This is a genomic window from Dermabacter sp. p3-SID358, from assembly GCF_025147465.1.
GTDB lineage: Bacteria > Actinomycetota > Actinomycetes > Actinomycetales > Dermabacteraceae > Dermabacter.
Genome location: NZ_JALXOZ010000002.1, coordinates 69,472 through 83,237, shown reverse-complemented (window position 1 = coordinate 83,237; position 13,766 = coordinate 69,472). Strand labels below are relative to the sequence as shown.

At 62.8% G+C, this 13,766-nt stretch carries 13 protein-coding genes; 4 read left to right on the top strand and 9 right to left on the bottom strand.

Features of this window, described 5'->3' with window-relative positions:
• Positions 1 to 57 precede the first annotated feature (57 nt).
• Positions 58 to 2,010, bottom strand: a complete 1,953-nt coding sequence (locus M3B90_RS01830; RefSeq protein WP_259888355.1) for an LCP family protein — start codon at positions 2,008 to 2,010, stop codon at positions 58 to 60.
• A gap of 104 nt (positions 2,011 to 2,114) precedes the next feature.
• Here M3B90_RS01830 and galE point away from each other — a divergent pair, with 104 nt between their 5' ends.
• Positions 2,115 to 3,080, top strand: a complete 966-nt coding sequence (gene galE, locus M3B90_RS01825; protein WP_259888354.1) for a UDP-glucose 4-epimerase GalE — start codon at positions 2,115 to 2,117, stop codon at positions 3,078 to 3,080.
• Positions 3,081 to 3,279: 199 nt separating this feature from the next.
• Here galE and M3B90_RS01820 read toward each other — a convergent pair whose 3' ends face one another.
• The gene (locus M3B90_RS01820; RefSeq protein WP_259888353.1) at positions 3,280 to 3,582 is read right to left on the bottom strand and encodes a PTS sugar transporter subunit IIB; all 303 of its coding nucleotides are present in this window, start codon (positions 3,580 to 3,582) and stop codon (positions 3,280 to 3,282) included.
• Positions 3,582 to 4,064, bottom strand: a complete 483-nt coding sequence (locus M3B90_RS01815; protein WP_259888352.1) for a CarD family transcriptional regulator — start codon at positions 4,062 to 4,064, stop codon at positions 3,582 to 3,584. The genes M3B90_RS01820 and M3B90_RS01815 overlap by 1 nt, the downstream gene beginning before the upstream one ends.
• Before the next feature lie 230 nt (positions 4,065 to 4,294).
• On the opposite strand from M3B90_RS01815, the gene M3B90_RS01810 reads away from it, so the two are divergent.
• On the top strand, positions 4,295 to 4,768 hold the full coding sequence (locus tag M3B90_RS01810; protein ID WP_259888351.1) for a hypothetical protein: 474 nt from the start codon (positions 4,295 to 4,297) through the stop codon (positions 4,766 to 4,768).
• Between the two features lie 689 nt (positions 4,769 to 5,457).
• Here the strand turns inward: M3B90_RS01810 and M3B90_RS01805 are convergent.
• Both M3B90_RS01805 and phoU read right to left on the bottom strand, forming a co-directional pair.
• Positions 5,458 to 5,835, bottom strand: coding sequence for a DUF4235 domain-containing protein (locus tag M3B90_RS01805; RefSeq protein ID WP_259888350.1), 378 nt, complete (start codon positions 5,833 to 5,835; stop codon positions 5,458 to 5,460).
• A 447-nt stretch (positions 5,836 to 6,282) separates the two neighbouring features.
• Positions 6,283 to 6,960 carry a phosphate signaling complex protein PhoU gene (gene phoU / locus M3B90_RS01800; protein WP_259888349.1) on the bottom strand — a complete coding sequence of 226 codons (678 nt, stop codon included), beginning with the start codon at positions 6,958 to 6,960 and terminating at the stop codon, positions 6,283 to 6,285.
• Positions 6,961 to 7,036: 76 nt separating this feature from the next.
• Here phoU and M3B90_RS01795 point away from each other — a divergent pair, with 76 nt between their 5' ends.
• Together M3B90_RS01795 and M3B90_RS01790 are read left to right on the top strand one after the other, a co-directional pair.
• A complete protein-coding gene (locus M3B90_RS01795) occupies positions 7,037 to 8,287 on the top strand; it encodes an ATP-binding protein (RefSeq protein WP_311199922.1) in 1,251 nt (416 codons plus the stop codon).
• Positions 8,288 to 8,292: 5 nt separating this feature from the next.
• Positions 8,293 to 9,003, top strand: a complete 711-nt coding sequence (locus tag M3B90_RS01790) for a response regulator transcription factor (RefSeq protein ID WP_259888348.1) — start codon at positions 8,293 to 8,295, stop codon at positions 9,001 to 9,003.
• Between the two features lie 12 nt (positions 9,004 to 9,015).
• On the opposite strand, the gene trmB is transcribed toward M3B90_RS01790, so the two are convergent.
• From trmB to M3B90_RS01770, 4 genes are all read right to left on the bottom strand, one after another.
• The gene (gene trmB, locus M3B90_RS01785; RefSeq protein ID WP_259888347.1) at positions 9,016 to 9,810 is read right to left on the bottom strand and encodes a tRNA (guanosine(46)-N7)-methyltransferase TrmB; all 795 of its coding nucleotides are present in this window, start codon (positions 9,808 to 9,810) and stop codon (positions 9,016 to 9,018) included.
• Positions 9,803 to 10,273, bottom strand: coding sequence for a ubiquinol-cytochrome c reductase iron-sulfur subunit (locus tag M3B90_RS01780; protein ID WP_259888346.1), 471 nt, complete (start codon positions 10,271 to 10,273; stop codon positions 9,803 to 9,805). The genes trmB and M3B90_RS01780 overlap by 8 nt, the downstream gene beginning before the upstream one ends.
• 165 nt (positions 10,274 to 10,438) lie before the next feature.
• Entirely contained in the window at positions 10,439 to 12,964 is a 2,526-nt protein-coding gene (locus M3B90_RS01775) for a glycoside hydrolase family 65 protein (RefSeq protein ID WP_259888345.1), read from the bottom strand.
• A complete protein-coding gene (locus M3B90_RS01770; RefSeq protein WP_259888344.1) occupies positions 12,961 to 13,719 on the bottom strand; it encodes an HAD family phosphatase in 759 nt (252 codons plus the stop codon). Before M3B90_RS01770 ends, M3B90_RS01775 begins: the two co-directional genes overlap by 4 nt.
• Positions 13,720 to 13,766: the final 47 nt, after the last annotated feature.

Genomic DNA, 13,766 nt, shown 5'->3' with positions numbered 1-13,766 from the left:
GCCACACCAGGGCGCTTCGCGGTGAGGGGACGTTGGTGAGGGCGAGCCGGTGAGGCGTTAGCCCATCGGATCCTCGTTACCCGGCATGCACGGCGCGAGCGGGTCCTGATTGACCTGTACATCGGGATTGTCGCCGGAGTTCGAGTCGCTCGAGTCTCCGGATTCACCCGAGTCATCGGGCGACGTCGTGGGCTCCGCGGGAAGCGGCCTCATGTTCGTGATACCCACGCCTGTGCCCGTGCCGGCCTTGCCGCCCGGCTTGCCACTCACGGGAACCTCGCCGTAGCCCTTCATCGAATCCTTGATCGAGGCCTGCACCCATTCCTTGATGTACGGGTAGTCGGGGTTGCCCGAATGGGTCACGGTTGGATTGATCGGGTACGACTTAAAGCCGCCCTTCTGAATTCGCTGCGCGAGGTCGGCAAACGCCTCGACCTGAGAAATCGGGATGTCCGTCTCAATGTTGCGCTCGGTTGCCCCGATCACCTTCGGGATGTTGAGGGCGAGCGTGGAGACGTTCGCTTCTTCCGCGACTGTGCGCACGATGCGCTGCTGGCGGCAGTTGCGGTCGAAGTCGTTCGAATTGTGGCGAGAGCGGGCATACCAAAGAGCATGGAAGCCATCGAGATGCTGCCAACCCTTCTTGACGTACCCCTCGACCTTGGAGGCGCCGCCACCGATCGGAATATCGCGCTCCACCTCGATATCGACACCGCCAATGGCATCTACGAGGTCGGCGAAGCCCTGGAGGTTCACCATGGCGTAGTAGTCGACCTTGAGCCCGAGTGTTTCCTCGACCGCCATCGTTGTCGCGGTCAAGCCCGGGTTCTTGTCGCCGGGGAACAGGTCGGGCCTCACGCCCTCTGCCCACGACCAGACTGCGTTGATGAGGTTTTGGTCCTTGCCGAAGTAGGTGAAACCTTCGGGGAACTCTTCTGCCGGGGCAGTGCCTTTCGGGAACCGCACGTACTGGAGGTTGCGGGGGATGGAGAAGAGTGCCGTGCGGCCCGTCTTCGTGTCGATCGAGGCCACCATGATCGTGTCAGGGCGCGTTCCTGTACGGTCCGGGCCAGCATCCTGACCGAGAAGCATGATGTTCACGCGCTCTCGATTCGCCCACGGGTCCACGCCGGGGGCGAGATTGTGCTTCTCGGCACCGGCAAACACTTTCGAGTTTCCGAGCAGCGCCTGGGTCGCGTAGAGACTATGCGCTGCGTAAATGCCCGGAAGTGCCACGATGAGAGCGAGCGTGTAAGCAAGGGCTCTTGAGGCGCTTCGAGCGGGGCCGCGCAGCCTCTCGCGCACGTTGTGCAACTGATTGGTGAGGAAAATTGTCGAGACCCACACGATGGTGGCCACAACAACGAACACAAGGGCGGTGATCACGACGACGCGTCGCGTTCCGTACCGAATCACGAGCGAGGCTGGATCGCCGAAAATGAGGAGCGCGGCGACTGCGCCGACAATGAGGATGCTGGTCAGCATGAGCGCGATGCCAACCCCACGCCACTTTGTAGGGATGAAACCGAACCCGGGGAAGACGCTGCCGCTTGCCGTCCACACAGACGCGCGCGCGAGAGAGCCCTCGTCAAGACTGGTGCGTCGGCCAATCCCGATGCTCGCTGGGGCGCCAGTGGGAATCGAATCGTCATTCTCGCGAGCCACGGAAATCTGGTGGTTACGCGGGCGCAGGTTTGGGAGTGGCTCGGTGCGCATCACCCCATCCCCGAGCGGGGTGACGGCCGACCCTTCTGCGACGCGGGCAACGGTGCTTGCCTTCGCGGATTCGGCAGGGGTTCCGACGCCAGTCTGAGCGCGAGAATCGCCCGGTTTCGGGAACCGCGAAGCGCTCCTGCGGGAGAGGTCGAAGCCATGCTCCCGCTGCGCTGCCTCACGGCGTTTTTGAGCGTTGCTAAGTGCGATCGAATCGGCCTTAGTGGGCCTCACGTATCGGTGACGACCCGCGTTGCGCTTGGGCAGCGTGGGCTCGGGCGATTCTGACTCGGTCATGAAGGTCAGTTTACGGGGGGATTTTTTCAGATTGCGGTTGCGGCGTGTGATTTGCGTGGAGATTTCGGAGAGGTTTGAAGGCGTGCGCCCATTAGACTGGTCACATGACGACATTAGTTATTGGTGGTGCAGGTTACATCGGTTCGCACGTGGTGCATCTTCTTCAAGAGCGCGGCGAGTCCGTCGCTGTTGTCGACGATCTGTCAACGGGCTTCGAGAATCGCCTTGGCGGTGCTCCTCTGATCAAGCAGGACGTCACCGCAAGCGACGCGGTCGAGGTGCTCGAGCGCGAGATGCGTGACCGTGGTGTGAAGGCGGTCATCCACTTCGCGGCCCACAAGCAGGTTGGCGAATCGGTGGAGAAACCCGAAATGTACTGGCACGACAACATCGGCGGCCTCGCCAATGTTCTCGACGCCGCCGCACGCGCGGGCGTTCGTGACTTCGTGTTCAGCTCTTCCGCGGCTGTATACGGTATGCCCGATGTCGACCTCGTGGATGAGGAACTCGAGTGCCGCCCGATCAACCCCTACGGCGCTACGAAGTACGTGGGCGAGTGGATGCTTGCCGACGCCGAGCGTGCCCACGGCATGCGCACGGTCGCCCTGCGCTACTTCAACGTGGCAGGCGCGGGCGCCCCCGAGCTCGCCGACACCCTCGTGATGAACCTCGTGCCGATCGTGCTCGACGCGCTCGAATGTGGGAAGACCCCGAAGGTATTCGGCAACGACTACGACACTCCCGACGGCACGTGTATCCGCGACTACGTTCACGTTGAGGATCTCGCCGACGCGCATATCGCCGCCCTCGGCTATCTCGCGAAGGAAGAGCGCGAGCATCGTGTCTTCAATGTGGGTACGGGAACGGGCTCGAGTGTTCTCGAAGTGATCGACGCGATCGCTCGCGCGAAGGGCATCGAGATTGAGCCCGAAATTGCTCCGCGCCGCGCAGGCGATCCCGCTCGTCTCGTGTGTTCGACCGAGCGCATCGAGAAGGCGCTGGGTTGGAAGAGCTCGAAGGACCTCGACGACATCGTGCGCTCGGCTGTCGAGGCGCTGAGCTGCCACTGATTCCGCCGTGCGTCGCCGTTCGCGATTTCGCGTTTCTCGTGCGGGATCATGAAGAAACCGGCCTCATCGAGGACCGCGGGCGGGTAAGCGCCGGGATTTTTCATCAAGTGTGACGCCAAAGTGCCCCTGCTCTCGTTTTGGGCAGGGGCATTTTGCTGTAGTGAGGTGTGGCGCTCCCGAGTCGAGCCGGAGCTTTGGCCTAGTTCGAGTCAGTGCTCGTCGGGTCGAAACCGAGCAACGCGTCGAGTGCTTCGAATGTCACGCGGGCATTCGTGCCCAGCAGCAGCGGCATGCCGCTTAACTGAGGGATCCCAATCGACGAGGGGATCGTGACCGTCGTGACGATCGCATCGGCGGAAAACTGCGGCGAGAGCAAATCCATCACGGTCGCCTGCGTAACGTTGACGTCGATGGCGTGGACGTCGTAATACGCCTCGATGCGCTTGCGGATGACCGAGGATGTCGCTACCCCCGCACCGCACACAACCGCGATGTGCTTCATTAAGACGCGAGAACCTCGTTGAGGATCTCTTCAGCGCGCTCCTGCGAGCAGTCCTCGGCAAGCGCAAGCTCCGATGTGAGAATCTGGCGGGCCTTCGAAAGCATTCGCTTCTCGCCAGCGCTGAGGCCGCGATCCTGATCGCGGCGCCACAGGTCGCGTACGACCTCGGCGACCTTCTTGATGTCGCCCGACGCGAGCTTCTCCACGTTTGCTTTGTATCGGCGCGACCAGTTCGTGGGTTCCTCAACATAGGGCTGGCGGAGCACCTCGAAAACTTCTTCGAGGCCCTTCTGATCGACGACGTCGCGAACACCCACCATGTCGACGTTTTCCGCTGGCACTTCGATCGTAAGATCGCCCTGCGCAACCTTGAGCTTGAGGTATTTCTTCACCTTGCCCTTGATGGTGCGTTCGTTGACTTCTTCGATGAGCGCCGCACCGTGGTGCGGGTAGACGACTGTTTCGCCGACGTTAAAGTTCATGAGTTGAGGTCCCTTTCGTCCAGCGACCATTCTAACATCCGAGCATGTGCTATATTTCGCCGCTGCAGAGTTAGGCAGTAAAGGCGCTGTGTGGGGTAGTCTGTGAGGGTGCTGCTAGCGCGGCGGCTTCCATTCCCGCGGGCTCTTGGTCCCGGTCCGGTAGTCCCGCTTCGCGATGCAAACCATTCCGTCATTGACAATCACGGACCTCACGAATTGCAGGAGCCAGAGTGAAACTTCGTCCCTTCTCCCGCGCTGCCGCACTCATGGGCATCGCCGCTTTCGGCCTGAGTGGCTGCGCCTACTTCAACCCGATGCAAACTCACCACTTTTACCAGCCGGCTGAAGGTGCGCTCATCAACTTCACGCCCGAGGGCGCTTCGAAGCCGGTTGGTGTGCGCAACCTCCTCGCTGTCAAGGATGCCAATGGCGTGAAGGTCACCGGTGCGCTCGTCAATCAGTCGTCGCAGGACTACACGGTTGACCTCAACTTCGTCGAAGGCGTGAGCGGAAGTGCGAGCATCAACGTCCCCGCGGGCGAGACAATCATGCTCGGGGGTGACGGCGCCGAGGCAGTCCAAGTGACGACTTCGAAGAAGCCGGGCGACAATCTTTTCGTTGACGTCACCGTGGGCAACGAGACGCAGCGACTTACTGTGCAGTTGCTCGACGAATCTCTCGAATACCTCGCGCCTGAGAAGTAATCGGCAACTAAGAGCGCGACGGCCCTGCACGAACGTGCGGGGCCGTTCGAGTTTAAAATGCCGCCTCGCAGCTGCTACTGGCGCGCCTTCGAGGCTGTGCCTCCGCCTTCTTCCGAAGCACCTACCTTCCACTTGCCACCAATTCGCGAAAGTGGTGAAAAACGGCGTTAGGTGCTCGGATCTCGACATGACGTGGCGACTTTTCACCACTTTCGGAATGGCAGCGCTGCGGAGTCGGGAGATGGGGGTAACGCGGGTGAATGGGGAATGGCTGGCTTGCTGGCACATTGGTGACCTGGTTGGCATGGTGGCAAGCCCGCTGGTGAGCGGGGGTTGGCCAGTTGGTGGCAGAGGGGGCATGGTGGCTGGCCCGCTGGTGACCTGGATGGCTTGCCCACTGGTGACCTGGATGGCTTGCCCACTGGTGGCCTGGGTGGCTGGATAGTTGGGTGATCTTGCTGCACCGCAGGTCGGTTGGGGCCAGCTAGCTAAACCGGGTGGAGCCGGTGGGCACGGAGTGGGTAGAAGGCCAAGAAATGGGGTCCGACGCTACCTGGCTACCGTCGGACCCTAGGGCAAGAAAGCCGGAGCGGAGCCAATAGTGGCGGAATTAGCCAAGGCACGCGGTGCCCAGAAAAACGAAGGTCCGGCTCCGTGAAGAGCCGGACCCGAAAACTGCTAAGACGCGCTTAGCCGCGGTTTGCGCGAGGGCGCCGCGCAACGAGACGCTCCGCACCCGACTGGGCGCCGTTCTTCGCCGCCTGCTGCAGCGCAGTGATGGCCACGCCGGAGAGGACCGTGAATAGCGCGACCTTCCAAGCTGCGACGTCTTCATACTCGCTCGTCATTTCCTTGAGCTCGGCTTTCGAAGCGCCATCCTTTTTGGCCTGCTTCTTGCGCTCCTTAAGGTCCTTCTTCGCCTGCTTCTCGAACTTCGAGTCGGGAACTTCCTCGTCGAAAACGCGATGCCAGCCGACTTCGAGGGCCTTCTTCGCGAGGACCGACGTGCCAATCCCGGCGACCGTGACGATGGCGCCAACCAGGGGATTGCTTGGTTTCGAGGGCATGGGAACTCCTGTCGCTTGTGATGCGGATACTGCCCCAGGCTATCGGGCGAGTCTGGAACGATTTAGGATCCGACGGCCGCCTCGCACCCATTGACGCGCACCTTCTTTGGTCGAAGTCTCGCCCTCGGGGGTGTCACCGGCAGACCTTGCTGATGCAAGAACCCGGTTCGCGGCGCTGATGTGCTCATGCTGCCTCGTAAGCGGTGAAAAATCGCCATCTCGCGTTGAGAAATGAGAGTCTAACGCCGTTTTTCACCACTTTTGATGAGGGAGGGGGTGGAGTGTGCCTAGGGGGAAGTGACTATGGGGGAGGGCGTGGCTGAAGGGGAAGGGGGCCCCGCCGCTGCTGGAGGCATATCTCAATGAAAAACGCGAGGTCCCAGCATGTGCCGGGGCCCCGCGATCCGAAGTGTCTGCAGCTGTTTTACGCCGCGAAAGTAGCGCGGATCAGAACTCGGTGACGTCGGTCTGCGGGCCGTGCGAGTCGAGCGAGTCGCCCGTCACGAGGAACACAACGCGGCGTGCAACCGACACGGCGTGGTCGCCGATGCGCTCGTAGAAGCGAGCCAGAAGCGCGAGATCCACCGACTCCTTGACGGAGTAGGGGGCGCCTTCGGCCGAGAGCGCGGCGTAGACCTCGTCCATTGCGCGGTCGAGGTTGTTGTCGCGCTCTTCAATCACGGCGGCAAGCGCAACGTCGTAGGTTTCGAGGACCTTGCCCGCGTCCTTTACGGCGTTGAGGCTCAGGTCGGCGAGAGTTTCGATGGCCGACTGGAGATCGGCGGGGATGACCTCGTTCGGGTGGCGGCGGCGAAGCACGAGCGCGATGTGGGCGGCGAGATCGCCCATGCGTTCAAGCGATGCGCTCATGCGCAGCGTTGCCACAACGGTACGCAGGTCGGTGGCAACGGGCGACTGGGTCGCAAGAACGTCGATCGACTTTTCGTCGAGCTCGGCCTGGAGATCGTCGATCTCCTGATCGCGGACGATGACCTTTTCGGCGAGCGCGAGATCGCCGGTGAAAAGCGCCTTCGAGGCGTCCTCAAGTGCAGTGGCCACAAGGGAGTTCATTTCCATCAGGCCATCGCGCAGGACCTGAAGTTCATTCTGGAATGCGGCACGCATCGGATCGTCCTTTTCTCTAGAGGCAATACTGTGCCTCTATTTTCTCGGCGGGAAGTGAATGTACGCAAACCCCAGGGTGAATAACCAGGAAACGAAACTCGCGTCGATGGGGCCCGAGGCGCCGTCGGACTCTCGAAGCGCGTACCCTGGTGGGGTGAACGTCGTTGCCCTCCTCCTTGCCGCAGTGTGTGGCCTCGTGGCGGGAGCCGTGGCGACCTACGCGGCACTGCGTGGCAGCAGATCGGTGCCCGAGCCGCCCCAGCCGAGCGTCGCGGAGCCAACCTCTGAGGTGCTCTCGATTCTCTCGAGCGCGTACGTGCTGCTTGATTCGAGCGGCGATGTCATGCGCGCTTCACCTCTTGCCTACAGCTACGGTCTCGTTCGCACGACCGGCGGCGACTATCCGCGCCTCGCCCACCGCGACCTCATCGACATCGTCACGCAGGTTTCGCGCCAGGGCGGCTTTCGCGAGCAGGTCCTCACGAACGAGAGAAACACTCGATCCGACCGGAACACGCCCACTGTCGTGAGCGTTCGCGTGGGTGCTCTCAGCAGCTCCCGGCGCATCCTCGTTCTCGCCGACGATTTGACCAATCAATCCCGCGTTGAGGAAACCCGCCGAGACTTCGTTGCGAACGTTTCTCACGAACTGAAAACTCCCGTTGGCGCACTCACGCTGCTTGCCGAGACGATGGAAGATGCCGCCGACGATCCCGAAGCCGTGCGCCGCTTTGCGGGACGTATGCAAACCGAATCGCGGCGCCTCTCGCTCCTCGTGCAGGAAATTATCGAGCTGTCGCGCGTGCAAGGCGCGCAATCTTTTGCCGACGCCTCCTCTGTCGACATCGACTCCGTGGTCGCTGAGGCGGTCGCTCTCAACCAGAATCTCGCCACGGGCCACGGCATGACGATCCAGTCTGGCGGCACGCAGAACCTTGAGGTGTTCGGAAGCTCGACCATGCTCACGACGGCGCTTTCGAATCTCATCATGAACGCGATTACGTACTCGCCGCCGAACACTCTCATTGGGGTGTCGACTCGTCGCGACAACGGCATGGTCGAGATTTCGGTGAAAGACGAGGGCATCGGCATTTCGCCGGAAAACATGGAGCGTATCTTTGAGCGCTTCTACCGCGTGGACAAGGCTCGCTCTCGCGCGACGGGCGGCACGGGCCTTGGCCTGTCGATCGTGAAGCACATTGCAAGCAACCACGGCGGCGAAGTCACAGTATGGTCGAAGGAGGGCTCGGGCTCGACGTTCACGCTTCGCATCCCCGAGCTCGCCGACGATTCACCCAGGGACCTGCCCGTTCACACAGGAGAATAGGAATCATGGCACGCATCCTCATTGTTGAAGACGAGGAGAGTTTCTCGGACGCGCTCAGCTACTCGCTGCGCAAAGAGGGATACGAGGTCGCGGTCGCGAACACGGGTGACCGCGGGCTCGCGGTGTTCCAGGTGCACGGAGCCGATCTCGTGCTTCTCGACCTCATGCTTCCAGGCATGAGCGGCACTGACGTGTGCCGGGAGATCCGCAAGACCTCAACCGTTCCCGTCATTATGCTGACCGCGAAGGATGACGAGTTTGACAAGGTGCTCGGTCTCGAGCTCGGTGCCGATGACTACGTGACGAAGCCGTATTCCTCGCGTGAGCTCCTCGCCCGCATCAAGGCAGTGCTGCGCCGCGGCGAGCAGCAGAAGGCTCCTGGTCAGGACGGCGATGAAGACGAAGCCGTGCTCTCCGCCGGCGGCATCGAAATGAATGTCGATCGGCATGTGGTGCGCGTGCGCGGCGAGGACACACCGCTCCCACTCAAGGAGTTCGAGCTCCTTGAGATTCTGTTGCGCAACGCCGACCGTGTGCTCACGCGCGGCCAGCTCATTGACCGCGTGTGGGGCTCGAATTACGTGGGCGACACGAAGACTCTCGACGTGCACATTAAGCGCTTGCGCGCGAAGATCGAGGTCAACCCGAAGAGCCCGGAGCTCATCGTGACGGTGCGCGGGCTCGGCTACAAGTTCGAGTCTCCGGCGGAGCTCTGAGGCGCCCCGGCTTTACGCCTTGCGGTAGGCGAACTCCCACACGAGGCGACCTGCCGCCGTTGCCTTCTTTTCGAAGGCAGTGCGCACACGACCATCAAACCGCGGGGCGAACCCCGAGGTAGGCATCGCGTCGCTCACGGGATCCGACGCCGTTCCCTCAGGCCGCGGCCCCTCGGGGTGCATGTTCACGAGCAAGCCCTCTCGTGCGGCAGTCTCGAACGCGGAGTGCTGGTGTTCGGCGTAATCGGCCCAGTCGGTCGCGGTGCGAATGATTCCTCCCGGCTCGAGCAGGCCCGTGAGTACGCGCAAAAACTCTGGGGAGATCAACCGCCTTTTGTGGTGCTTCGTTTTGTGCCACGGGTCGGCGAAGAAGATCCACACTTCGCGAATCGATTCGGGCCCAAGCAACGTGGGCAGCGAGTTTTCTGCATCGACCTCGAGCATTTTCACGTTGCCGGGAAGCCCGAGACGTTCGAGGTGAATCATCGTTTGGGCGAGGCCCGGCTTATACACCTCGAGGGCGAGGAAGTTCTCGCTCGGGCGTGAAGCGGCGGCGGCGGCTACGCAATCGCCCTGACCGGAGCCGATCTCGACGATGAGCGGGTTCTCGTTTCCAAACAGCTCTGCGGGTGAGAGCCGCACCGAGGGGTCGGCTAGGGTCGATCGCGCCCCGCGGGGGACGTCGATAACGTATTGCGCGGCATGCGTGTCCCACGCCCGCTCCTGGGCTGAATTGAGCCGGGAGCCGCGCCGCACAAAGCTCACGACCTCGCGTTTGACGCGCCCGTCGCTCGTGAGCTCAGGCACGGGTGACCTTGCCGTCCGCGACTTTCAGGGTGACCTCGGTGAGGGGCTTTTCGGCGGGGCCGCCCTTGACGTCGCCCGTCTCAGAATCAAACGTCGAGTCGTGGCACGGGCAATGCAGCACCGGACCTTCGGGATTCAGCGCACAGCCCTGGTGCGTGCAGTACGCCTCAAAACCGTGAAGCTCCTCGCCGCTTCCGCGCACGACCGCGACGAACGCCCGCTGGCCACCGAAGTTCACGATGGTCGTCTGGTTCTCGGGAAGATCGTCGAGGGACACAGCTCCCGTATCGTCGACCTGCACCTCTTTTGCTTTGAGTCCGCCACGATCGGGGCCGCAACCCGCAAGCGCGAGCGCTGCGGCGCCGGTCAGACCGAGCGCGCCAAGGTCGCGTCGCTTCACGCACGGCGGAAGCTCGCGGGCGGTCTCGGAGGGAAGGTCAGCACGGACGATGCGCGGTTTCATGGCTCTCTTTCGCGTCAAAACAACCTGGAGTGGCGTGCGGGGCCGGGTGTGCCGCGAGGAGGTGCACGTGCGTGTCTCCACTTCGGGTCTGTGCCGGCCGCGCAAGAAAAATCAGGGTCCGACGCCTGCCTGGCAACCGTCGGACCCCAATCTTAACCCCGGGACCTAGCCTTCGTGGCCCTCAATCGCCACCGCGGGGTATTCCCACGGCGAGTTCGGGTCCGGCACGGTCGAGGTGATGAGGGTGCCGTCGGCGCGCGCATCGCCCACGTAGTGCGCCTCGAGGTCGCCATCTTCGAGGATGGGGCCCTGGCCACGAAGCGGAACGCTCACGCCGCTGCTCGTGATGCGCACGGTTTCGCCGCGCACGCTCACCTCGAGCCCGTCGCCCTCTTCGAGGGTGAAGTCGATGCGATCCTTGGTGATGCGCACGGTGAAGCGGCTCCCTCGCACGGTGAGGGGGAACTCAAGGGCGGGCCATTCTTCGGGAAGGCGCGGGTCGAAGCTGATCTCGCCGCCGTTGAAGCGCATCCCGCCGAAGCCGGCCACGAGGCCGTTCCACACACCGCCGGCGGAGGCAATGTGCACGCCGTCCTTCGTGTTTTTATGCAGGTCGGCAAGGTCCACGTAGAGGCCCGTGAGGAAGTAGTCGAGTGCAAGATCTTGGTGGCCAACCTCGGCGGCCATGATGGATTGCACGACCGCGGAGAGCGTCGAATCGCCCGTCGTGATCGGGTCGTAGTACTCGAAGTTCGCCTTCTTATGCTCGTTCGTGAACTCGGCGCCGCGAAGGTAGGTCGCGAGCACGACGTCGGCCTGTTTGATGACCTGGAAGCGGTAGATCACAAGCGGGTGGTAGTTGAGCAGGAGCGGGAACCTGTCGGCGGGCGTGGCCTTGATGTCCCACACCTCACGGTCGAGGAAGCGGTCATCCTGAGGGTGGATGCCCATCGTTTCATCGAACTCGATGTACATGCCCTCGGCGCATGCCTTCCACTCGTCGATCTCGCGCTCGTCGAGGGAGATTTTCTGCACGAGGGCCTGGTAGGCCTCGGGGAGGCGTTCGCGCAGGTCGATGAGGGTGCGCGCGGCCCGTTCGAGGTTGTACTTCGCCATGATGTTCGTGAACAGGTTGTTGTTCACGACCGTCGTGTATTCATCCGGGCCCGTCACGCCGTGGATGTGGAAGGTCTGCTCGCCGTTCGTGCGCCAGAAACCGAGATCGGCCCACATGCGCGCAGTCTCGGCGAGCACCTCGGCACCCTGCAGGTCGAGGAAGCTCGTGTCGCCCGTGATGTCGTTGTACGTCGAAAACGCCCACGCGATGTCGGCATCGATGTGGTACTGCGCGGTGCCTGCCGCGTAGTAAGCGCTTGCCTCGTCGCCGTTGATGGTGCGCCATGGGAAGAGGGCGCCGCGCTGGTTGAGTTCGCGAGCTCTCTCGCGAGCGGAATCGAGCAGATTCACGCGGAAGCGGAGGGCGTTGCGCGCCCATTCGGGCGAGGTGAACGTGAGGAACGGCACCACGTAGATGTCGGTGTCCCAGAAGTAGTGGCCCTCGTACCCGGAACCCGTCATGCCCTTTGCGGGAACGCCAGCCTGGTCGGCGCGCGCGGCGGCCTGCGCGAGCTGATAGATGCACCAGCGGCTCGCTTGCTGCACGGCCGGCTGACCCTCGATGCGAATGTCGGAGCGCTCCCAGAATCGCGTGAGGAAATCCCGCTGGGCGTTGTGGTAGTGCTCGAGCTTGTGCTTGTGCACGCGATCAAGTGTGCGGCGGCAACGGTCCTGGAGCTCGCGCACGGGAACGCCCGCGGAGTAGTGGTAGGCCACGGCCTTCTTGACGAGGAACTTCTCGCCCTCGGGGAGTTCGCCGCGCATGATGAAGCGACCCATGTCATCGTCGATCTTGACGAGGCTCTGGAAATCGATTTCGGTTTCCACCGCGTGATCGGCGGCAACGCCGATGCCAAGCCCGGAGTGAGCGGTGCGGTAGCCCATGAGCACGCGGTCGCCCGAAGCGTGGTTATCTTCGGGCACGAGGACACGAGTGTCGAACGAGGTGGTTTGGCGCGGATCGTGCTTATTCGACGCCGTGCCGGGGCGCTCGGGAGTCGTCGCAGCGTCGAGGTCGAGGTCTTGGCGGTTGATGATCTGCGAGGAGATCGCGATGGGGGCGCTTCCCTTGACCATTTCGACCTCGAGGGACATAAGGGCGAGGTGGCGATCGGTGAAGCTCACCATGCGGCTCGAGCGCACGCGCACGTGGGCACCGCTTGGAGTACGCCACAGGAGGTCGCGGCGCAGCACACCTTCGCGAAAATCGATCCACCGCTTGTATTCGAGCAGGTCGCTCGTCGAGACGTTGAGCGGCTCGTCGTCGACATACAGCTTGATCACGGTCGAGTCGGGGGCGTTCACGATGGTCTGGCCGGTTTTCGCGAAACCAAACGCGTTCTCGGCATGCTTGATGGGCCAGGTTTCATGGAAGCCGTTGAGGAATGTGCCGTGGCTTGCCACGTCGCGGCCCTCTTCGGGGGTGCCGCGCATGCCGAGGTAGCCGTTCGCGGTCGCGAAGATCGTTTCGAGGAAGCCGAGCTCGGCGCCCGGGCGCGATTCGACGAGTTCCCATTCGCTTACGGGCAAATGGACTCGGTCCATGGGATCAGCGGAGACTTTGTGGACGCTCATGCCAGCTCCTTCAGATCGTCGACAACGATGGTGGCGCCGGCCTGGGCGAGTGCCTCCTTGCCCACGCCGCGATTCACGCCGATCACGGCGCCGAAGTTGCCGGCGGCTCCGGCCTGGACGCCGCTCGTCGCGTCTTCAAGGACGACGGCTTTTTCAGCGGGCACTCCCACGAGCTTTGCGCCGTAGAGGTAGGTATCGGGGGCAGGCTTGCCGGGGATCTTGTTCTCGGCGGCGACGTTGCCATCCACGATCTCTTCGAAGCGATCGAGGAGCCCCGCGGCCTTCAGCACGGTGCGGGCGTTCTTCGAACTCGAGACGATCGCGACCTTCGCGGTCGCGGGCAGCGAGTCGAGAAAGGCGAGCGTTCCCGGGTATGGTTCCACGCCCTCCTTTTCGAGGATTTCGAGGACGAGCGCGTTCTTGCGATTGCCGAGGCCACACACGGTCGAAGCCGCGGGAGCGTCGTCGGGGGCGCCCTCGGGAAGTTCGATGCCGCGTGAGGCGAGGAAGCTCCTCACGCCGTCGTAGCGAGGTTTGCCGTCCACGTACGTGAAATAGTCCATGTCGGTGTATTTTGCCTGGCCCTCATAGTTCACGAGCACCTGGTTGAACATGCGGGACCACGCTCGCATGTGCACGTCGGCGGTGGGGGTCACGACACCGTCGAGGTCGAAGAGGTAGGCGTCAAAGCCGGCCGCGTTGAAGGAAGCGGCGCCTGGAAGATTCTGGGGAGCGTTCGTCGCGTTCTCAGTCACGACACCACGATAGGGGGCTGGGCCTGGATAGCGCTGCATAGTCTCCG